The sequence below is a fragment of the Brevibacillus sp. genome (assembly GCF_003521185.1).
Taxonomy (GTDB): domain Bacteria; phylum Bacillota; class Bacilli; order Brevibacillales; family Brevibacillaceae; genus Brevibacillus; species Brevibacillus parabrevis.
This window is the reverse complement of the sequence record NZ_DOTK01000038.1, coordinates 1-19,136: the sequence shown is the minus strand read 5'-3', so window position 1 is coordinate 19,136 and position 19,136 is coordinate 1. Positions and strand designations below refer to the sequence as shown.

The 19,136-nt window shown below is 49.9% G+C and carries 27 protein-coding genes; all 27 read left to right on the top strand.

Features of this window, described 5'->3' with window-relative positions; genetic code table 11:
• The first annotated feature begins 9 nt into the window (after positions 1 to 9).
• Positions 10 to 633 carry a terminase gene (locus DEP07_RS11235; RefSeq protein ID WP_287102492.1) on the top strand — a complete coding sequence of 208 codons (624 nt, stop codon included), beginning with the start codon at positions 10 to 12 and terminating at the stop codon, positions 631 to 633.
• Positions 626 to 2,386, top strand: coding sequence for a terminase large subunit (locus DEP07_RS11230; RefSeq protein WP_287102491.1), 1,761 nt, complete (start codon positions 626 to 628; stop codon positions 2,384 to 2,386). The genes DEP07_RS11235 and DEP07_RS11230 overlap by 8 nt, the downstream gene beginning before the upstream one ends.
• A 26-nt stretch (positions 2,387 to 2,412) precedes the next feature.
• A complete protein-coding gene (locus tag DEP07_RS11225) occupies positions 2,413 to 3,714 on the top strand; it encodes a phage portal protein (RefSeq protein WP_287102490.1) in 1,302 nt (433 codons plus the stop codon).
• Entirely contained in the window at positions 3,707 to 4,306 is a 600-nt protein-coding gene (locus DEP07_RS11220; RefSeq protein WP_287102489.1) for an HK97 family phage prohead protease, read from the top strand. Before DEP07_RS11225 ends, DEP07_RS11220 begins: the two co-directional genes overlap by 8 nt.
• A 38-nt stretch (positions 4,307 to 4,344) precedes the next feature.
• Positions 4,345 to 5,508, top strand: coding sequence for a phage major capsid protein (locus DEP07_RS11215; protein ID WP_287102488.1), 1,164 nt, complete (start codon positions 4,345 to 4,347; stop codon positions 5,506 to 5,508).
• Positions 5,509 to 5,526: 18 nt separating this feature from the next.
• Entirely contained in the window at positions 5,527 to 6,075 is a 549-nt protein-coding gene (locus DEP07_RS11210) for a phage gp6-like head-tail connector protein (RefSeq protein WP_287102487.1), read from the top strand.
• Positions 6,075 to 6,554 carry a hypothetical protein gene (locus tag DEP07_RS11205; RefSeq protein WP_287102486.1) on the top strand — a complete coding sequence of 160 codons (480 nt, stop codon included), beginning with the start codon at positions 6,075 to 6,077 and terminating at the stop codon, positions 6,552 to 6,554. Before DEP07_RS11210 ends, DEP07_RS11205 begins: the two co-directional genes overlap by 1 nt.
• Positions 6,551 to 6,901: a hypothetical protein gene (locus DEP07_RS11200; RefSeq protein WP_287102485.1), complete on the top strand. Its 351-nt coding sequence runs from the start codon at positions 6,551 to 6,553 to the stop codon at positions 6,899 to 6,901. Before DEP07_RS11205 ends, DEP07_RS11200 begins: the two co-directional genes overlap by 4 nt.
• On the top strand, positions 6,888 to 7,379 hold the full coding sequence (locus tag DEP07_RS11195) for a phage neck terminator protein (RefSeq protein ID WP_287102484.1): 492 nt from the start codon (positions 6,888 to 6,890) through the stop codon (positions 7,377 to 7,379). The genes DEP07_RS11200 and DEP07_RS11195 overlap by 14 nt, the downstream gene beginning before the upstream one ends.
• Positions 7,369 to 8,373 carry a DUF3383 family protein gene (locus tag DEP07_RS11190; protein WP_287102483.1) on the top strand — a complete coding sequence of 335 codons (1,005 nt, stop codon included), beginning with the start codon at positions 7,369 to 7,371 and terminating at the stop codon, positions 8,371 to 8,373. The genes DEP07_RS11195 and DEP07_RS11190 overlap by 11 nt, the downstream gene beginning before the upstream one ends.
• A gap of 16 nt (positions 8,374 to 8,389) precedes the next feature.
• Entirely contained in the window at positions 8,390 to 8,785 is a 396-nt protein-coding gene (locus DEP07_RS11185; protein WP_287102482.1) for a phage structural protein, read from the top strand.
• 24 nt (positions 8,786 to 8,809) lie between these two features.
• A complete protein-coding gene (locus tag DEP07_RS11180; RefSeq protein WP_287102481.1) occupies positions 8,810 to 9,112 on the top strand; it encodes a hypothetical protein in 303 nt (100 codons plus the stop codon).
• Positions 9,096 to 9,281: a hypothetical protein gene (locus DEP07_RS11175; RefSeq protein WP_287102480.1), complete on the top strand. Its 186-nt coding sequence runs from the start codon at positions 9,096 to 9,098 to the stop codon at positions 9,279 to 9,281. The genes DEP07_RS11180 and DEP07_RS11175 overlap by 17 nt, the downstream gene beginning before the upstream one ends.
• 50 nt (positions 9,282 to 9,331) lie before the next feature.
• Entirely contained in the window at positions 9,332 to 11,440 is a 2,109-nt protein-coding gene (locus DEP07_RS11170; protein WP_287102479.1) for a phage tail tape measure protein, read from the top strand.
• Positions 11,440 to 11,928 (top strand): phage baseplate protein, encoded by a 489-nt coding sequence (locus DEP07_RS11165; RefSeq protein ID WP_287102478.1) that lies wholly within the window; start codon positions 11,440 to 11,442, stop codon positions 11,926 to 11,928. Before DEP07_RS11170 ends, DEP07_RS11165 begins: the two co-directional genes overlap by 1 nt.
• A gap of 8 nt (positions 11,929 to 11,936) precedes the next feature.
• The gene (locus tag DEP07_RS11160; protein ID WP_287102477.1) at positions 11,937 to 12,260 is read left to right on the top strand and encodes a phage baseplate plug family protein; all 324 of its coding nucleotides are present in this window, start codon (positions 11,937 to 11,939) and stop codon (positions 12,258 to 12,260) included.
• Positions 12,253 to 13,044 (top strand): phage protein, encoded by a 792-nt coding sequence (locus DEP07_RS11155; RefSeq protein ID WP_287102476.1) that lies wholly within the window; start codon positions 12,253 to 12,255, stop codon positions 13,042 to 13,044. Before DEP07_RS11160 ends, DEP07_RS11155 begins: the two co-directional genes overlap by 8 nt.
• Positions 13,041 to 13,430 (top strand): Gp138 family membrane-puncturing spike protein, encoded by a 390-nt coding sequence (locus DEP07_RS11150; RefSeq protein WP_287102475.1) that lies wholly within the window; start codon positions 13,041 to 13,043, stop codon positions 13,428 to 13,430. The genes DEP07_RS11155 and DEP07_RS11150 overlap by 4 nt, the downstream gene beginning before the upstream one ends.
• Positions 13,418 to 13,780: a DUF2634 domain-containing protein gene (locus DEP07_RS11145; RefSeq protein WP_287102474.1), complete on the top strand. Its 363-nt coding sequence runs from the start codon at positions 13,418 to 13,420 to the stop codon at positions 13,778 to 13,780. Before DEP07_RS11150 ends, DEP07_RS11145 begins: the two co-directional genes overlap by 13 nt.
• Positions 13,770 to 14,936: a baseplate J/gp47 family protein gene (locus DEP07_RS11140; protein WP_287102473.1), complete on the top strand. Its 1,167-nt coding sequence runs from the start codon at positions 13,770 to 13,772 to the stop codon at positions 14,934 to 14,936. The genes DEP07_RS11145 and DEP07_RS11140 overlap by 11 nt, the downstream gene beginning before the upstream one ends.
• 1 nt (position 14,937) lies before the next feature.
• Positions 14,938 to 15,534, top strand: a complete 597-nt coding sequence (locus tag DEP07_RS11135; RefSeq protein ID WP_287102472.1) for a hypothetical protein — start codon at positions 14,938 to 14,940, stop codon at positions 15,532 to 15,534.
• A complete protein-coding gene (locus tag DEP07_RS11130; protein ID WP_287102471.1) occupies positions 15,531 to 15,842 on the top strand; it encodes a hypothetical protein in 312 nt (103 codons plus the stop codon). Before DEP07_RS11135 ends, DEP07_RS11130 begins: the two co-directional genes overlap by 4 nt.
• Positions 15,839 to 16,198 (top strand): hypothetical protein, encoded by a 360-nt coding sequence (locus DEP07_RS11125; protein WP_173600026.1) that lies wholly within the window; start codon positions 15,839 to 15,841, stop codon positions 16,196 to 16,198. Before DEP07_RS11130 ends, DEP07_RS11125 begins: the two co-directional genes overlap by 4 nt.
• Before the next feature lie 58 nt (positions 16,199 to 16,256).
• On the top strand, positions 16,257 to 18,374 hold the full coding sequence (locus tag DEP07_RS11120) for a DNRLRE domain-containing protein (protein ID WP_287102470.1): 2,118 nt from the start codon (positions 16,257 to 16,259) through the stop codon (positions 18,372 to 18,374).
• Positions 18,371 to 18,631 carry a hypothetical protein gene (locus DEP07_RS11115; RefSeq protein ID WP_287102469.1) on the top strand — a complete coding sequence of 87 codons (261 nt, stop codon included), beginning with the start codon at positions 18,371 to 18,373 and terminating at the stop codon, positions 18,629 to 18,631. Before DEP07_RS11120 ends, DEP07_RS11115 begins: the two co-directional genes overlap by 4 nt.
• Positions 18,631 to 18,753 carry a CD1375 family protein gene (locus DEP07_RS11110; RefSeq protein ID WP_287102468.1) on the top strand — a complete coding sequence of 41 codons (123 nt, stop codon included), beginning with the start codon at positions 18,631 to 18,633 and terminating at the stop codon, positions 18,751 to 18,753. The genes DEP07_RS11115 and DEP07_RS11110 overlap by 1 nt, the downstream gene beginning before the upstream one ends.
• A gap of 61 nt (positions 18,754 to 18,814) precedes the next feature.
• Positions 18,815 to 18,952 (top strand): hypothetical protein, encoded by a 138-nt coding sequence (locus DEP07_RS11105; RefSeq protein ID WP_287102467.1) that lies wholly within the window; start codon positions 18,815 to 18,817, stop codon positions 18,950 to 18,952.
• Positions 18,953 to 19,136: the final 184 nt, after the last annotated feature.

Genomic DNA, 19,136 nt, shown 5'->3' with positions numbered 1-19,136 from the left:
CCCGATGGGATGGGACGGAATGGGAAATCAATTTCTCTGCACATCGCGGAGGGGAATCCGAACCGACTCACGAAAGCGCAAATTCAACATCGCCAAGAAAACGAAATCAAGCTGGGAAAGAGTGATCTGGATAAGCTAAAACCCCCGTCATTTGTGAAAAATGATGTGGTTGCCTACTCTCACTGGAAACAGTGTTTGAAGGAGTACAAAGCGGCAGCCGAACAAAATATTGAGCTGCTGACAAGCTCTGATGTGGGCCTGCTGGCGATGTACTGCCGGACATACTCAGAGTATGAAAAGCTGCTCAACCAGTATCAAAAACTGGAGAAAATTGCAATCGATCAGGATGTTTTTGAGGAATATTTTGATGAAATTTACGCGAAAGCGGAGGCAAACGAAGAAGATGCAAAGGTTTTCGGACTAAAGGCTCAAATGTATCTCTCGCAGTTGGCGTCCATCGAAGGAATCCTGAAAATCGAAACAGCGATCAACAAGAAAATGGATATGCTGCTGAAAATGCAAGATCGGCTGTTCCTGAATCCGTTGGCCAAAGTCAAAAATGTTCCGAAGCCGAAGAAGGAAGAGAAGCCAGCCAGCAAGTTTGGTAAGTTTGGAGCGGGGCGAAGTGGGTAGCGCACAGAGATATCCTTACAACACGGTACAGGAATGCGACCGAGTTACCGCCTACGCTCTTGCTGTCGTAAATGGTGAGATTGTAGCGGGACAGACACAACGGCAAGCGTGTGAGAGGCACTTGAACGATTTAAACAGGCAAGGCACCGAAGAGTTTCCCTACTTCTGGAATCCAGATAAAGCGCATGAGATTATCGAATTTGCCGAGTCTCTCACGATTGCAGAGGGAGAGGAAGCACAACCACTTGAACTGTGGGGCTTCCAAGACTTTATCTTCGGGAGCTGGAATGGCTGGGTAACAGAAGAAGGGTACAGGCGCTTTCGTACCTCATACGTCCAGGTAGCGAGGCAGAACGGTAAGTCATTAGGAAATGCTGTACCTGCCCTATATTATGGGAATTTCGACGGTTACAACTACCCACAAGTTTACTGTACAGCAACCAAGGAACTGCAAGCGCGCATCGTTTTAAAAGAGTGCATCAAATTCATTAACGCGGATGAAGAATTGAGTGGTACGAAGTACGAAGCGGGGTTATTCGTGGTCAAGGAATATGCAGCGAAGATCGAGTGCAAAGTTACCAATGGAGAAATTCGAGCCTTAGGACGGGACACGAAATCGATCGACGGATTCCGGCCATACTTCGCCAGCGTGGACGAGTACCATTTGCACAAGGATAATCAAATGTACAAGCTACTTGCTGACGGGACGAAGAAACTCAAGCAGTGTCTTATTTCTGTCATCACGACAGCGGGCTTCGATATTAACGGCCCGTGTTATGAGCTGTACGAATACTGCAAAATGGTGTTGTCCGGTGCTCATCGGGATGAAACGCAGTTTGTTTTCATCTGTGAGTTGGACAAAGACGACGATGTTTGGGACGAGGCCAATTGGCAAAAGGCAAACCCACTATGGACACCTGAAACACTGGTCAGTTTGCGTGCCGATGCGGTAAAGGCGAAGCAGATGCAAGGAGCGGAGCTGCGCAACTTCTTGACCAAATCGCTGAACCGCTGGGTGATGTACGCGGATAACCAATACATGAACATGGAGCACTGGAAGGCTTGCGAATCCGATACAACACTGGAGGATATGGCCGGGCGCGAATGCTATCTGGCCTTTGACTTGTCTTCTGGCGGCGACCTCACATCTGGCGCTTTGGAGTTTCCTCTGACTGATGGTGGGTGCCGCAAATATTACATTCACTCGCATAGCTTCATACCAACTAAACGTGTCGCAGAGCATGTGAAGACGGATCACGCGCCCTACGACATGTGGATCATGGAGGGTTTGCTGACGCCGACCGAAACGCTGGGTGGTGTCAAAACGGACTACAAGTACATCATCCGGTACTATCGTGACTTGATAGCCAAATACGATTTGAAACTTAAAGGAATCGCGTACGACCCGCACAATGCGGATGCCTTTTTATCTGATCTGGAAGAGTTCGGCGTGGACTGTGTGGAGATCACGCAAAGCGCAAAAAGTCTCAATGATGCAACAGTAGACTTTAGGCTCGAAGTGGAAGCGGGCAACGTCATCTATGACAAACGAAATAAGCTACTGACCTGGAGCATAGCAAACGCGAAGACGGTCAGCAACAGTTTCGGAGAAATCAAGATCGACAAAGACCCGATGGCGAAAACCAAGCGTATCGACCCGATAGACGCCGTAATCGACTGCCACAAACTGGTCATGTCACATCGAACAATAGACTTGAACAGTCATATTCTGAGCGATGACTTTTCGTTCTGATGCATGTAGGAGGGAGGAGGTGAAGCATGAGAGGAAAAGGAAAAGGATACTTCCGGCGATGGTGGGAGCGGCGGTCAAGCGATTTGTCGGACTTTCTGAATCCGAAGCAATGGTTTGTTGACCTGCTAGGCGGTGGGAGTAAGACGTCGAGTGGTGTTCGGGTTACCAGCTCATCAGCATTGCTCAACAGCAACGTCTATACGTGTGCCTCTATCTTGGGTGGAGACATTGGAAAGCTGCCTATCCAGGTTTTCAAGAAGCGTGGGAGCGGGTTAGAAAAGGATGACTCCCATCCGGTTTCCAAACTGTTAGGAATCAGGCCCAATCCACACATGAGCGCCTATATTTTCAAAGAGCTGCTTCAAGTTCATATGGTTGCCTGGGGCAACGCATACGCAAACATCGAATGGTACGACAGCGGCCCCTGCAATGGTCAACCTAAAGCGCTGTGGCCGCTTGACCCATCCCGAACGGACGTACATCTTGATCCGATTACAAAGGAGTTGTGGTACGTTACTACCCTGCCGAGTGGAGAGCAGCGTAAGATACGGCCGGCTGACATGCTACACATAAAGGGCATTAGTAGAGCCGGACTGAAAGGGATTACACCTATCGCGGTTATCCGAGAAGAGATCGGAGTACAACAAGCCCAGAAAAAGTTTCTTGGCTCTTTTTATGAAAACGGGACTACGACACGAGGAGTGTTGAAAGTCCCGGGCAGTCTTGACAGGCCAGCAAAGGACAAGATACGGGATGAGTGGCAGAAAGTAAATTCTGGACTCGGCAACGCCCATCGTATAGCGATTCTTGATTCTGGCCTTGAATATCAGAGTCTGGGTATGAATCTGGACGATGCACAGTTTATCGAGACACACAAATTCGGTATCGGTGAGGTTGCGAAAATCTACAAGATTCCGCCACACAAACTCGGCCTAATGGACAAAGCGACGTTCTCCAACATTGAGCATCAGTCGTTGGAGTACGTCAAAAATACATTGCAGCCGATAATAACGAATTGGGAGCAGGAGTTGACCTACAAGCTGTTCACAGAGCTGGAGCGAAAACGTTACTACCTAAAGTTCAACCTTGCAAGCGAGCTGCGCGGGGATAGCATCAGCCGTGCCCAGTTCTACCGCGAAATGATTGCCATGGGTGTTATGAGCATCAATGAGGTGCGCGAGCTGGAAGAACGAGACAACATCGGAGACATGGGTGACAAGCACTTTGTCAGCTTGAACTTCGTGAGCCTGGACAAAATGGATCAGTACCAAATGTTGAAAGCGGGACTCGGAAAAGAGGCACCGAAAGGAGGTGACAGCGGTGGATAAAAAGGAAGTTCGGTATCTTCCAGTCGAGAGCATAGAATTTCGAAGTTCACGCGAAGAGGGAGCGGCGGCAAATACCATATCCGGGTATGTCGTCAAGTTTAATCAGCGAAGCCAGCTGATTTGGGGCGAGTTTTACGAAAAAGTTGCCAAGGGCGCCTTTGCTCGGAGCCTGTCAGAGAATGTCATCAAAGCACTGTGGAATCATCGGAGCGACTATGTTCTTGGTTCGACCAAAAATCAAACGTTGAGACTGTGGGAAGACAATATCGGGTTACGATTCGAATGCGATTTGCCAAACAACTCCTGGGGGCGCGACGCGTCAGAGTCGATTCAACGTGGAGACGTGGACGGAGTAAGTTTCGGATTCAGTGTCAGAAAGGATTCGTTTACATACCTCAAAGAAGAGGATGTCTACGAACGGACTCTGATCGACATCGACTTGCGAGAGGTATCCCCTACACCTTTCCCGGCGTACCCGGACAGCGAAGTTTCCCAGCGCAGCATCGAGCAAATGGGAATCAAGACCAAAGAACAGCGAAAACTCGAAAAGGAAAAATTGCTACTCGAAATCGACCTGCTGGCTATCGGCTGACGGTCGATTTTTTGTTACCAAACAAAGGAGGCATTACCATGGATGAAAAAGAGCGTGAACTGCGACAGCAACTGGCGGCAAAGTTGGAGGAGGCCCGCGGCCTCGCCGGAGAAGGAAAGATTGAAGAAGCTCGTTCTGCTGCTGATGCTGCTAAAAACCTGCGGAAACAAATTGATCTTCTCCAAGAACTGCGCCAGACAGATACTCCGGGAACGACCGTACCTGCCGAACCAGAAACGCGCGACGAGCAAAATGGAAAAGAAATGCAATACCGATCAGCCTTCCTGAAAACACTCCGGCATAAGCCTCTGTCGATGGATGAGCAGCGCTTGATTGAAGAAGCAGAAGCGGAAATCCGGTCAGGTATGCAGGGTGGGGTGGCGGAAGACGGAGGACTGATTGTACCACAGGATATCCAAACCACCATCTATGAGTTGAAGCGTCAATTTGTCTCGTTGGAGCAGTTTGTTACCATTGAACCCGTTACTACTCGATCCGGCTCTCGCGTCATCGAGAAAAATGCGGATATTACGCCGTTTACGGAGATCACTGAGTTGACAGACCTTGATGAGTTGGACAATCCGAAGTTCAAACAGATCACTTACGCGATCAAGGATCGCGGGGGCATCCTTCCTATTTCCAACTCACTCCTTCACGACACAGACCAAAATTTGATGCAATACATTGCAAAGTGGATCGCCAAAAAGTCCACAGTCACGCGTAATAAGCTGATTTTGGACTTGATCGGAACCTTGCCCAAAAAGGCTATTGCTGGCTTAGATGCAATCAAAGAGGCGTTGAATGTGAGCCTCGATCCATCTATTGAGCTGGGTGCTATCATCATTACCAACCAGGACGGCTACAACTTCCTGGATCAACAAAAAGATGCAGACGGACGGCCTCTCATGCAGCCTGATCCAACTCAGCCGACACAAAAACTTCTTTTTGGCAAGCGCGTAGTACGCTTGGCGAACCGTTGGTTGCCGACAACTGGAACAACCACGAAGAAAGCGCCAATTATCATCGGAGACTTGAAAGAAGCCGTGGTCTTATTTGATCGACAGCAGTATTCGATTGCTTCAACCAATGTCGGAGGAAAGGCGTTTGGCCGGAACTCGACGGATGTTCGAGCGATTCAACGGGAAGATGTGCAGAAGCTCGATGATGCTGCTGTTATTTACGGCGAGCTGACGTTGGCATAAAGAATCGGGAGGAGTTTTATGCTGACAACTCTCATGAGATTGAAAGGCGTTATGCAGTTGCCACCAGAAGATACAAGTATGGATGAAACACTTCTACTTCTGGCGGCTGCTGCTTCTCAAGCTATCGAGAACCATTGCAAGCGATCCTTCCGGAAGAAAGTTTATACGGAAACGTTGAGTGGTCACGACTCCCTATATTTGAACCTTAGAAATTACCCCATTCATCACATCGAAGAGGTGCGGGCCGAAAAAGTTCTTGCTGACTATAAGGAAATTGGGGATGGCAGATTGTATCGGGCGAACGGATGGCCCATCGGAGAACACAATATCACTGTCACCTATTCAGGCGGCTACGTTTTACCGAGTGAAGCAACCGAAGCGGAGCCACGTACCTTGCCAGAGGGTATCGAGCTTGCTTGTCTACTGTATATCCAGATGCTCGGCCGCAACCCGGGCACGAAGACAGAGAGAGTCGGAGACATATCTGTCACATACAGCGATGACTCTCAGGCGTTGCCTGCACCCGTAGCGGCGCTGCTGACCCCTTACGTTGGTAGGTGGGTGTAATGGCAAGGAGAACAAGGTCGAGGCGGGCTAACGTTACGATATCTGAGGTCAGCCGGATACCGGAGATTCGAGCGAAGCTGGAAGAACTTGCAGAGAATGAAGTACACATCGGTATGCAAGGGGACGCGGAGCTGGCGATGATCGCTGGCGTGCATGAGTACGGCTCAATCAAGATGAAAATTCCGGCGCGTAGTTTCATCGGGGTCGGGAAAAAACGGGCGACGTCGCCTATTACAAAGCGCGTGAAATCTGGAGTGCAGGCCATAGCGGAGTCGGCAGAAACGGCGAGGGACTTGCTACGAGATATTGGCGAGATCGGATTGGAACGAACACTCAAACGGTTTGATTCCATCCGCCAGCCGCCTCTTTCGCAAGCGTACAAAGCGGTAAAGCGCGGTAGCAAGAAAATTCTACTCCGCGACAAAGACCTGCGGGACTCGCTCACCTACAAGATTGTCCGAAAAGGAGGCGGCGCATGATTCCGTTTCGATTTGGCTCCTTGTTGTCACGCTACAGTGGCGTGTATTACCTCGTCAGGCCCGGATCAGGCGGCGCTTACGACCCTGATGGTGTTTGGATACCAGCGAATGAGGAAAGGGTGCCATATCAGGGCCATATTCAGCCTGTGAGCGCGAAAATGCAGCAGAAAGAAGGCGGCAGGTATACAGAGGAGGATCGAGCCTTGTATACCACGCACGCCCACCTTGTAGGTGACTTGATCGAGTATCAAGGAAAACTGTACACCGTCCACGATTCAGAGGAGCGAGACTACTGCGATGTCAATAAATACATGCTAAAGAAGGTGGTCACCCGTGATACCATTTAAAGCCATCCGGTCAGCCATCGTCCAGGGGCTTGCTGCTTACCTCGCTATCCCTGTGATCGAAATGAATGGTGGGGGGGATATGCCGGATCAGCCTTTCCTCACCTATGACTTTACTGATTTTGGTGATGCTAGAGGCTTCCCGGTAGAATACCAAGAAGGCGACATACTCCGGCAAGAAGGGACGGTTACAGGAACCGTCTCTTTTTTGTCATACGCGGACGATAAGGCTACCAGCATCGAGAACGCGATACGTGCGCGGGATTGGTTCAAGCGCGAGGGGCGCGAGCTGCTGAAAGATCGCGTCAATGTCGTCGTCTCCGAGATCAGTCCGATAGACAATCGTGACGTTTTACTTGCGGACGAGTGGGAGCGGCGACAAGGGTTCGAGGTGACATTCCGTACCACAGATGTGACGGAAGGTGAGTATGTCGTGATAGAAAAAGCGAGCGTGAAAGGAGAGGAAGGATTTGGCGGTTAAAAGCGATGTAACCGTAACGATTGATATTCAGCGGCCTACGCCGAAACTTGGCTTTGGGAAAACCCTGATCATTGGCTCCAGCGCAGCAGGGATGGATTACAAAACCTACTATGATCTGGAATCCGTTCAGGTGGATTTTGCGCCTTCTACTGAGGTATACAAAGCAGCTCTTGCTTTGCTGAATCAAGGAGACAATTCCCCATCAGAGATTGCAGTCATGCTGTATAAGACAGAAGGCGAAACGCTGGCAGATTTCTTGCCCAAGATTTTCGAGAAAGACTGGTACTTTCTCGTGTCCACCAGTAGTCAAAAGGCAAACATCCTGACTATCGCGGATGCAGTAGAACAAAACAACTCCCGTCAATTCTTTGCAAGCACATCGAGCCTTGAAGATTTGGCCGCAATCAAGGCAAAGAAATATACCCGAACGACAATGTTCTATCACACAACAACGGATAACTACCCGGAGGCAGCTTGGCTAGGTGTCTGCGCCTCTTATGATGTGGGGAGCATTACATGGAAGTTCAAAACGCTAAAAGGAATTGACGTTCTTGACATCAGTACCACTGAATTGATGGCGATTCATGCACTCGGAGCCAATACCTATGTGAAAAAGGCTGGTGACGATGTGACCAGCGAAGGAAAAACGGTGTCTGGCGAATACATCGACATCATCCACGCACGAGACTACCTGGTGTTCAGTATTCAGTACGCCATTCAAAAGCTGCTGAACCGTTCGCCAAAAATTCGTTACGACAATACAGGCATCGCGCAGCTTGAGTCAGAAGTGCGTACCATCTTGAAGCGGGCCGACCTGAATGGAATGATTGCGCATGATGCAGATGGACAAGCACTTTTCAGCACTGATTTTAAGGGCCGCGGCGAGGTAGACCCGGCCGACCGAGAAAAACGCGAATACAACGATGGTACTTTTCGTTTCGAGCTGGCAGGTGCGATCCACGCCGCAGCGATAAAAGGAACCATCGTACTGTAGAGAGGAGGAGAAGACTTTGAAAGCAGCTACGTATGATCCGGCTGATCTTGCCGTCATTGTAGACAGTGTGTATCTTACCGGATTTTCGGAGGATATGGTGGAGATCGAAAAGGCAGAGAACAACTATGAAACCAAAGTGGGGGCACAAGGTGATGTTGTCCGCACAAAAGTGAACAATCCCCTCGGCACCATCAAGGTGACGCTACTTCCGAGCAGCCCACAAGTTGCCTATATGGACAAGCTTGCCAACTCAGGCAAGTTGGTTCCTGTAAGCGTGATTTATTCTGGTACGCCAAAGGAAACCACTACCGTGACAGAAGCCTTTGTCACGAAGCCCGCGACACGCACATACGGCAATGAAGCAGCAGACCGCGAGTATGAGATCCAGTGCCTTGATCTTGACATGCAATAGCAAAAATAAGGGAGACGATAAAACATGACTGCATTTAAACAAAAGCTTTTCACGTCAGAAGCAGGAAACACCTATACTTTCCAGCACCCAGGCGTTCGCATGGTATCGAAAATCAATGATGCCAGTAAGAACAAGCATGGTGTCATGATGGAAGAACGGCTTTCCGAAGAAATTTTGAAGCACGTCATCGTTCAGCCAAAAATGAAGATCGATGACTTTGGCGACTACCAGGAATACCAAGAGACGATCAACGCCGCCTATGCCTTTATCTCAGGTCAAGACAAGGACGATGACCAGGCGGGTGACAATCATGATCGACAAGAGTGAAGCAAAACGGCGTGCTAAGGAGAGGTGGCCGTACTGGAGACTGCTCCTTTCCGATATGAACATCACCTATAGTGACTTGGACAAGATGGATGAGGATGATATTGCCGAAGCAAACGCGGCGCTGGACATTCACATTGAGCAACAGAACGCACTGAAAAATAAGAAATGAGCGCCCGGCTGGGCGCTCTCTTTTGTTGCCGAAAGGCAGGTGGAGAATAAGTGGGTGTCATCAGCAACTTAATGTTTGCAGTCGGTTTTCGTGTTTCTGATCGCGGTCTACAGGACGCTGATAACCAAGTTGAGAACTTGAAAGCAAGTGTCATTGGTCTTGGAGTGGCAGCGGGAGCAGCGTTGGCAGGGTTTGGTATTGCTGCCGTCCATTCTGCATCGCAGTTTGAGCAGGCGATGTCGCAAGTGAAGATGGCAACAAACTCGACGAATGAGCAGATGATTGCAACTAGAGAGATTGCCAAAGACCTTTACACGCAGAACTTTGGCGAGGACTGGGCTGACTTGGGAAATGCCATAACCATAGTACAGCAAGTCACAAGTCAGACAGGCAATCAGTTGAAAGAAACGACAAAAAACGCGTTGTTGCTTCGGGATGCTTTTCAATTTGAAGTCAATGAGTCTGTAAAAACTGCTGATACCATGATGAAGAACTTCGGTATCACTTCGGAACAAGCATATAATCTCCTTGCCCAAGGTGCGCAAAAAGGACTTGACAAATCCGGTGACCTGCTAGATACCGCGAATGAATACAGTGGATACTTCAGCAAGCTCGGATTTTCGGCGAATGACATGTTCAACATTTTTAGTTCTGGACTGGAAGCGGGCGCGTTTAATCTTGATAAAATCGGTGACGGAATAAAAGAGTTTGGTATCCGAACAAAAGACGGTTCAAAAACTTCCATGGATGCATACAAGTCTATTGGCTTGAATGGCGAAGAAATGACCAAAAAGTTTGCGGCTGGCGGAAAAGTCGCACAAGAAGCTTTTCTGAAAACCGTCAAGGCTATCAATGAGCTAGACGATCCTTTTGAAAGAAATGCCGCATCGGTAGCACTGTTCGGCACACAGGCCGAAGACTTGGAAGAACGGGTAATTAAGGCGTATGGCAACGTGAAAAAGACTTTCGACATGACCCGAAACACCATGGATGAAATGAATCAAGCAAAAATTGATTCTCCAGGTCAAGCATTGTCCTTGATCGGTCGGCAAATTGAAACAGGGCTTCTCATACCGATAGGACAATTTTTGCTCCCGGTCCTCATGGAAGCGTCAAAAGGGATAGGCTTCTTTATTGAGAATATCGATGTTATTGGTCCGGCGCTTGGTGGGATTGCTGCTGTCGTCATTGGTGCGTTAGTTCCGGCCATGTGGGTTGCAGCGACAGCGGGCTGGGCTTTCATTGCCCCGTGGCTTCCGTTGATCGGACTTGCTTTGCTGGTAGGAGCTGCTATTGCTGGCGTGATCCTCGTTTTCAAAAACTGGGGAACAGTCGGGCCATGGCTGGCTCAAAAATGGCAAGCTTTCAAGGTGTGGACGATCAGCATTTTTAATAGTGTAGTTGAGTTTTTCAAAGCGTGGGGGCCAACCATACTCGTGATCTTGGGCGGCCCGGTTGTATGGGTAGCAGCTCTGATCGTAAAATACTGGGATCAGATAAAGGCTTTCACGATTTCGATATTCACAGGAATCTGGAACTGGCTTGCAAACACTTGGAACAGTATCATCACCACGGTTACCAATGCCGGGACAACGATCTGGACGAACATCCAGTCGATGTGGGGCCAAATCACCGGGTTTCTTTCTGGGATCAACCTGTTCGAAATAGGACAAAACATCATCCAAGGTATGATCGATGGGGTAGGCTCAATGGCTTCGGCGCTCATGGACAAGATGAAAGCCATCGGCGATGGAATAACCGATAAAATCAAAACGATCCTGGGCATTCACTCGCCGTCGCGTGTCATGATGGAAGTTGGTTTCTTCACTGGCGAGGGATTAGCTCAGGGTATCGAGAACACACAGGCGCGGGTGGCAGCAGCCTCTACTGGTCTTGCTGATGATGTCACAGCTCCATACGGCGACGAAATGATGCCGGAAGCGAAACTGCCGCCAGCGAGCGCAGGTGGCGTAGAGCCTGGCGCAAATGGTGGAAATGTGATGAAGGTGGAAGTTACGATTAAACTCGACGTAACGGGTGGAGCTGACGCCAAACAAACCGGAAAAGCGATTGCGACCGAGTTGAAGCCTGCTTTGCAAGACATCATCCAAAGTGCCGCGAGACGCCTGGGTGTTTCGCTGGAGGTGGCAGAAGCATAGTGGCATCGATCAATGGAATGTACGTTCTTGTGGAAACCGAAGACCCAAAGTTTGAAGTTGAAGTCACCGATCAACCTGTCGAGGATGGAATCGACATCAGCGATCACGTCCAGCGAAAACCGCACACTATGGATATCAGCGGATTTATCGTCGGAGACGACGCTGCGCAGATACGCGAGAAAATCAAGGCGATTGCGGAGAAAGGCGAGTTGTTAGAGTTTCAAGGCAGGAATTTATTCTCCGGTCTGATTGTCTCTTTTTCTACTAACCATACCAACCGAATCGCGAACGGATTTGCTTTTTCGCTTTCGATGAAAGAGATTCGTACCGCAAAATCATCCTACGTAGAGACGTTGCCAATGCCGATCAAAGCGCAAGTCGCACCTGTTGTCAGCGCAGGCAGGAAACAAACGAAGAAGAAGCAAGGGGCGGCAACAACGAAGGTTGAAAAGGTGAAATTCAAGGCAGGCACTCCCTGGGCCGAGTAGGTGAAATTATGGAGTACATTGAAATCGAAAAAGGCCAAATACCGTATCGGTTTGAAATAGCTCTTTCTGGTACGGTATTTACCTTCGAAGTGAATTACAACAGCGAATACGACTTTTTTACAGTCGATTTAGAACAAGATGGAGAGGTACTCGCAACCGGGAACAAGCTGGTTTATGGGGAGCCTCTTTTTTCGTATAGTGCGGACGATAGGTTCCCACAAGTAGAGATTATCCCCTATGACGAGGCAGGGATCACACAGGAGGTTACTTGGTCCACGCTTAGCGAGACAGTCTTTTTGTATGTGCTTGAAGAGGGGGAGGGCAATGATTAATTTCGGTAGAGTGGTTGAGGTTATGGTCAATAACATGACTTTCTCGATGGACCACTACGCCATGGAGGGTACTATCCCCTTTGACAATGACTTGCTGCCAAACGAATCAGAAGTGAAGCTCTGGAATCTCTCAAAAGATACTCTCAGCCGGATCAAACGAAACGATGTGTTAATGATTAACGCCGGGTATCGCGGAGACGTCGGAGTTATTCTTCATGGCTTTATTTCGAGGTTACAGACAAGGCGTGAGGGAGTCGATGCGATTACAACGATAAACGTCATGGACTCACAAGACCTTTCGAAGCGGAAAGTCGATGATATCGCATACGCACAGGGCACACTTGCAAGCTACATCCTGAAACAAATGGCGGCACAACTGGGCTTGCCTATTGCGCAGTTTCAACTGAATCAAGATTACCGCTACGACGAAGGGTACACAGCCAGCGGTGAAGTGACCGAAATCATCAGCAAAGTAGCAGCGGATTGCGGCACCAGCGCTTATATTAACAAAGGAAAACTGTACATCCGAAATCTTCGGCGCGGCGCTGATGATGTTTTTGCCCTTTCCGCCGAAACGGGCCTGATCGGATCACCGGAGGCTTTCGAAGAGGAAAAGTTCAAAGGCTACCACGTTAAATCACAGTTGCAGTACCGGATCACGACAGCATCCGTTGTTGATTTGAACTGCAAGTCATTTCAAGGTCGCCTGCACGTACGGAGTGGCACACATACTTTCAGCAGGACTGGCGACTTTACCACGGAAGCGGAGGCGATTCTACCATGAGTGCTGATGCAGCAGGCGATCTTGCGAAACTGATCGATAGAGTCATAGCTAAACGACTCTCGGAATTGGCCGTTGCTCAACCGTGCAAGGTGATATCGTTCGATGAGTCAACGGGAATTGCAGTTGTGTTGCCTCTCATTCAGCTGGACGATAAACCGCCAGCCCCTATTCAGACGGTGCCTGTCTTGGGTCATAAGTATAAAACGGACAGCGGCGCTATCAAGCGCGAGCGGCACTTTCTGGAGCCGGGTGATACGGTTTACATCGTTTGTGCGGATAGACAAATCAAAGCCGCCGCGAAAGGCGAAGCAGGAAAGCCTAGCAGCTCCCGGAGCCATGACAAAAACGACGCTGTGATCGTGGGGGTGTTTCCGTGCAGTCTTTGAAATTGGTAAACGGTGACTTGGTGTTTGATGATAGCGGGGAGCTGGTCATGATCGAGGGAGAAGAGGAAGTCGCACAATGTGTCGCGTGTGCCCTTGGAACGAATAAAGGCGAATGGTTCCTCAATGATCAAATGGGTATTAAGTTTCGAGCATTCCTCGACAAAAAGCAGACGGACGAGGAAATGCGTGAACAGATTCGCCAGGGGCTTTTTCAGGAGCCTCGAATCAAAACAGTTGAGTCCATTGATTTCACGGTTGATCAGAAAGAAAGAACAATCGTGGTGCGTTTTGTAGCGACGGCTGAAACGGGCGAGACAATTGCAGAGGCGGTGAGAGTGAATGTTGGATGAGAAAGGCTTCAAGCGAAAACGCTTTGCCGACATTTTTGCTGACATGGAGGCGAAAGCAAAAGAAGTCTTTGGCGAAAAAATTAACACATCGGAGCGCTCACCACTTGGTATCATCTTGCGGATGTTTGCCTGGTTTCTGGGCCTACTGTGGCAACAACTGGAGAACGTATACAACAGCGCATACGTGGATAAAGCGTCGGGCCGAAGCTTGGAGTCTGTCGGCAAGTATGTCGGGATCAAAAAGCGCGGCGCAGAAAAAGCATCGGGTGTGGTTGTTGTATCCGGCGACCCGGGCATACCCGTTGTAAGCGGGAGCCGCTTTGCAACCAAAACAAATATTGTTTTTGAAACGACGAAGGATGCCGTTATACAGGCCGATGGAAAGGTTGACATCCCGGCGCGGGCTTTGCTGGCCGGACCAAGTGGTAATGTGCCATCAGGCGCAGTTGATGTTGTGGTAAATCCTACGATGGGCATTTCTGAGGTGACGAATCCATCAGAAATGACAGGCGGGCGCGAGAAGGAAACCGACACCGAGTTCCGTCAACGTTACGATCGTTCTGTTGCTGCAGGCGGTAGCAGTACAACAGAAAGTATCGTTGCAACCTTACTTGCCTTGCCTGGCGTGCGAGACTGCCAGGTCGAGGAAAACGTAACTATGGAGACAGTCAACGACGTTCCGGCCAAGTCGGTCGCCCCATTCGTTTTCGGAGGCGAGGACAACCAAATTGCGCAGGCAATCTATAAAACCAAAGCGGGGGGCATACAAGCGTGGGGCGAAACGGTTGTGCAGGTGGTCGATTCAAGAGGCAAAATGCATCCAGTCGGTTTTACTCGACCGACGGAACTGGATGTGTATGCAGCGATAACGCTCGAAACAGACCAGAACTTCCCGGTATCCGGGCATGCCTTGGTCCGTACTGCTCTGATACAGTACATTGGCGGGCAGGATCAGGACGGAACTATCTATAGCGGCGTGGGGCTGGGGCAAGATGTCATTTATTCAAAGGCGATCAGTGCGTTATATAAGGTGCCTGGTATAGTAGATGTCCAACTACAGCTTGGTCTTTCTCATGAGTCCCTTTCGCCTGGCAATGTTTCAATAGGAGCAAGGCAAGTAGCAAAAACGGATTGGCAGAAAGTAGCGGTGAGTTGATATGAGTATCTCGCGATACTTGTTGCAACACTTGACGGATGTGTATCGCAAAACGCCAACAAGTAATCTTGGTAAGTTGTTTCGCGTAGCCGCCGCCGGGCTGCAAGAAGTCAAAGAAACGATTGACACGATGGAGCAGTATCGTGATATCGACCAGGCAACGGGGTACACACTGGATCGGATAGGTCGTAACGTACTCCAAGCGCGCGGAGCAATGGATGATGACGAGTACAGGCGCATGATCAAAACGAAGATTCGTGCAAACTTATCACCAGGCGATTTGGAAACAATCATCGAAATGGCGACGGTCCTGATCGGCGATGGCTTCTCAGGCGTGGAAGAAATGTGGAGCGTGAACGGACATCCACGTTCCGGCGAGCCTGCTGCCATTCTCTTGCTTGTTCATCAAAGCAGGCTGACCTCTCTACCCTACCAAGCCATCAAAAGGGTTGCTGCCGGGGGCGTCAGTGTTTACTTTCAAACGATGGAAGACGCCAGTACGCTAGAGTTCACTTCTGGCCTGACCTCACCGATTGCCCACATAAGCACCTGTCAAGCATGCGACACTTTCTCCGCAGGAGGTGAGTACGAACTATGATGACTCCGTTTGCGCTTGAAGAACAGGCAAAGCGGTTGCAGGAGATGTGTAATAACGCCGAGATCGAGATAAACGGCACTATCATACATGTCAGCCTCACCAGTGCCCGAGAAGGCGCCAAGGTGAGGTTTTTTATTGACGTGCCAGCCAATGTAGTCGGCCGGATTACGAAGCGGATCATTAAGAACGCGGCAGGTCAAGTCTGCTGGTCAGACCCGCCAGGCAAGCTCAACATCGACAAGCCGGACACCGATTTGCGGTTTGAAATTCCGATCCAAGCCACATGGAAGGAGGTAGCTGCCACATGATGCAGCCGTTTGTTGATAGGCGCTACAACTTGGGCGACGAAAAAAAGTACCAGATGATGCACCAGGACGGTACCGTTGAAGTTGTGGAGTTGGAGAAGATCGGCATAGTGGAGCCGGGCAGCCGAATCAATGCGGCGGCGCTTAACCCAATCGTCGATCACGTCAACAATCAAGATTTGCATGTGCCTCGCTCACAATATAACGCCCTCGAACTGCGCGTCCAGACGCTCGAAAACCAGCTGGCCAACGACTTACGAAACAACAACTTCGCCTTTGACTTTTCTTCGACGGTGGGCCTGCAGATCGACGCAGGATGGGTGGATGCCTCGAAGGGCTGGCTGGTGATAAAGGCATGAGTGTAAGATCATGGAAAGATGCCGATAACGGCCATTTTGAGAAGGAAGGGGGAGGAATATGCCGGTAGTTACATTAACGAAAAGTAATTCTGTCGTAAAAGATTGCCGTTTGGATAGCCAAAATCCAACAATTAATGATAACGGCTCAACAATCGGTTTAGGAAATTCAAGCGGTGTAATTCGGAGAACACAGTTGTTTTTTGACTTGGGTCTGATTCCAAACAACGCAATTATTAATAGTGCGGTTTTGAATTTTAACATAAATGCAGGCCCATCAGTTCCTTTAACTGCCGACGTTTATCCACTTACAGCAGATTGGGTTGAAACAGCGCCTACGTGGAATTCACCCACCAGTTATGACTCAACAAGAAAAGTATCGTCTCCAATTGCAGCAGGTACAGGAACAAGAACGATAGACGTAAAAGCACTGGTTCAGGATATGGTGGATGGACTATATCCAAATCGCGGATTCTTAATAAAGTCCGCTGATGAAAGTGTGTTAGGGACTGGTGTTGGTTTCGACTCATTTAACAGCGCCGGAATTCCGCCAACCCTCACCATCGACTACACAATACCGACAACAGGCAAAAAACAGGTGGAAGTTATTGCTGTAGCTAATGCATCTGGTGCTTCCGCAACAACCTATTCGCCTACCATTCCAGTATCTGCACAGCCCGGAGATTTGATTGCAGTGTTGCTGACTTCTGGTAGCAACACTGCTGTGACTGCATCAGCAGGATGGACGAAGCAGTATGAAGTAATTTCCGGCTCCAACACCGAGTCATTATTTGCAAAAATCATTGGAAGTGGTGAAGCTGCGCCTGTCTTCTCTAGTTCTGTTGCACGGACTTGGAATGCAACTTCCATGGTTTTCAGAAACGCCAAAAGCGTTTTAACTACATCACGACAGGCAATTACTTCGGGTGTAAGCTACACACCTAGTCCAAGCGGCGCATCCGTTTCTTCCACCAAGTCATTGTATGTTCTGCTGAACACAGCTGCAGGTGGAACGACATTTACTCCGCCACTTAGCTATATCGAGTTGCAGGACACAGCAGCTGGACTCTGGCAACACGAGATTGCATACAGGTATATGCACGATAAGCTCACGCAAACTGGTGCTGAAATGACAAGTGCCGCATCCGTTTCTACTAACGGTTTTAGTGGGCTTATTGTATTAGAACCGCTAACCAACAACCCGCCAACGATCACACTGACATCACCCACCGATAATCTTTCATTAGCGGAAGGTAGCACGTTTCCAATCGCGGGCGAGGCCAGCGACGCCGACAACGGCAATGTGGTTACTGTAAAGTACAAGATCAACAACGGCACAGCGAGGGCTATCGCCTCCGGCGTATCGGATGGCAGCAGTCCTCTTTCTTTTGCCAAAACGCTGACCTACAGCAACAAGCGCCTATGGGACGGAGCAGTCGATGTCACCGGGGCTGACCTGGCCGAAAACGTTGACCACGTCCTGACCGTTTGGGCCGAGGACGACCAGGGCGGCAAGAGCGAGGAAGTCACCCGCAAATTCCGAGTGATTTGGAACCGCCCGCCTACGATCAGCGGCGAAAATGGAGACCTCGGCATCATGGAGGAACCGCCATCGGTCGAGTATACCGTCACAGACCCGGAAACCAACCCGTTTACGATCACCGAGAAGATCAACGGCGAGGTGATCCGCACGTTTGCTGGCGTGGCCGGACAGCAAGAGACGATCACCATACCGCATGAGTTGTGGATCAGGCTGGAACCGGGCGTGCAGCACGCGCTGACCATCGAAGCAAGCGACGACCAAGGCATGATGTCCACGCGCACATACACACTGACTCGCTTCGTCGACAAGATCGTTTTCTCGATGGACTACGCCACCATGTCGCCGGAGACCAAGGACTTTTTTACGACAGACGTTGCCGCGAAAAGACTTTTGCTCACGCCGAGTTGGGACCTGCCGCCCGGCGCGGTCCTGCAAGTCGAGGTCTGCAACAACGCCTACGACGAGGACCCGAGCTGGGAAGACGCAACCATCGTGGTCAAGCTCAACCGCGCGCATCTGTTCGCAAACGAGACGAAGACGGCGGACAAGTGGGGCATCAACTTCCGAGTAAGGATCGAGAAAGGAACAGCAACACAGCCAGTCTACTTGAAAGGCATCGGGGGTGCTTTCGATTGAACATCCAGACATCAAATGAGAGGCCAGTCAGCGAGATTCAGCAGAAGCGTCAGGAGCTGGAGCAAGAAAAAGCAGCGCTGCAACAAAAGGTATCGCAGCTCACAGAAGACAAAACTACGCTTATGCTGGCTATCACGGACATGTACGAGCAGAACCTGGCTCTTGAAGAAAAGAACAAAAACGTCATGCTGGCGATGACGGAGGTCTACGAGCTGCTGCTGCCGTTGTTGCCGGAAGAAGGAGGAGGAACAAACTGATGCACCCTATGTCGCCTATTTATGCAGACCTGATCCGCGAAGGTCTGAAAACCATCGAGCAAGTACCAGATAAAATTCGCGCCGAAGTCGAGGCGCTGGTAAACGCCAATGCAGAAGCTTAAACGGGCTGCTGAGGCGTTTTTATTATGGCTTCTGCTGCGGATGGGAGGAGGTGAGCAAAACATGGCAATCGCAACAATCTACGTCACGTTGATCATCGAAGGCAATAAGACATTTGCCCAGGTGCCGAACCAGCAGAAACTTCGGGCCGAGGTAAAAAGCCAACTGGAAGTGCTGGGCTTCCTTGAGTTGGCCCAGTAAGTTTTTCTATGACACCAAGACCGAGAGCCAGCCCCGAGCCGACCGGGGCTATTTTTACTGCCCCGAGGGGGAGAGAGGAAGAAGAGCAAATGGACAACTTTATCAAAGCAGGAATTGCTATCGGAGGCGCAGCAGCCTCTTTTCTTTTTGGCGGCTGGTCAGCATTGCTCAGTGTGCTACTCGC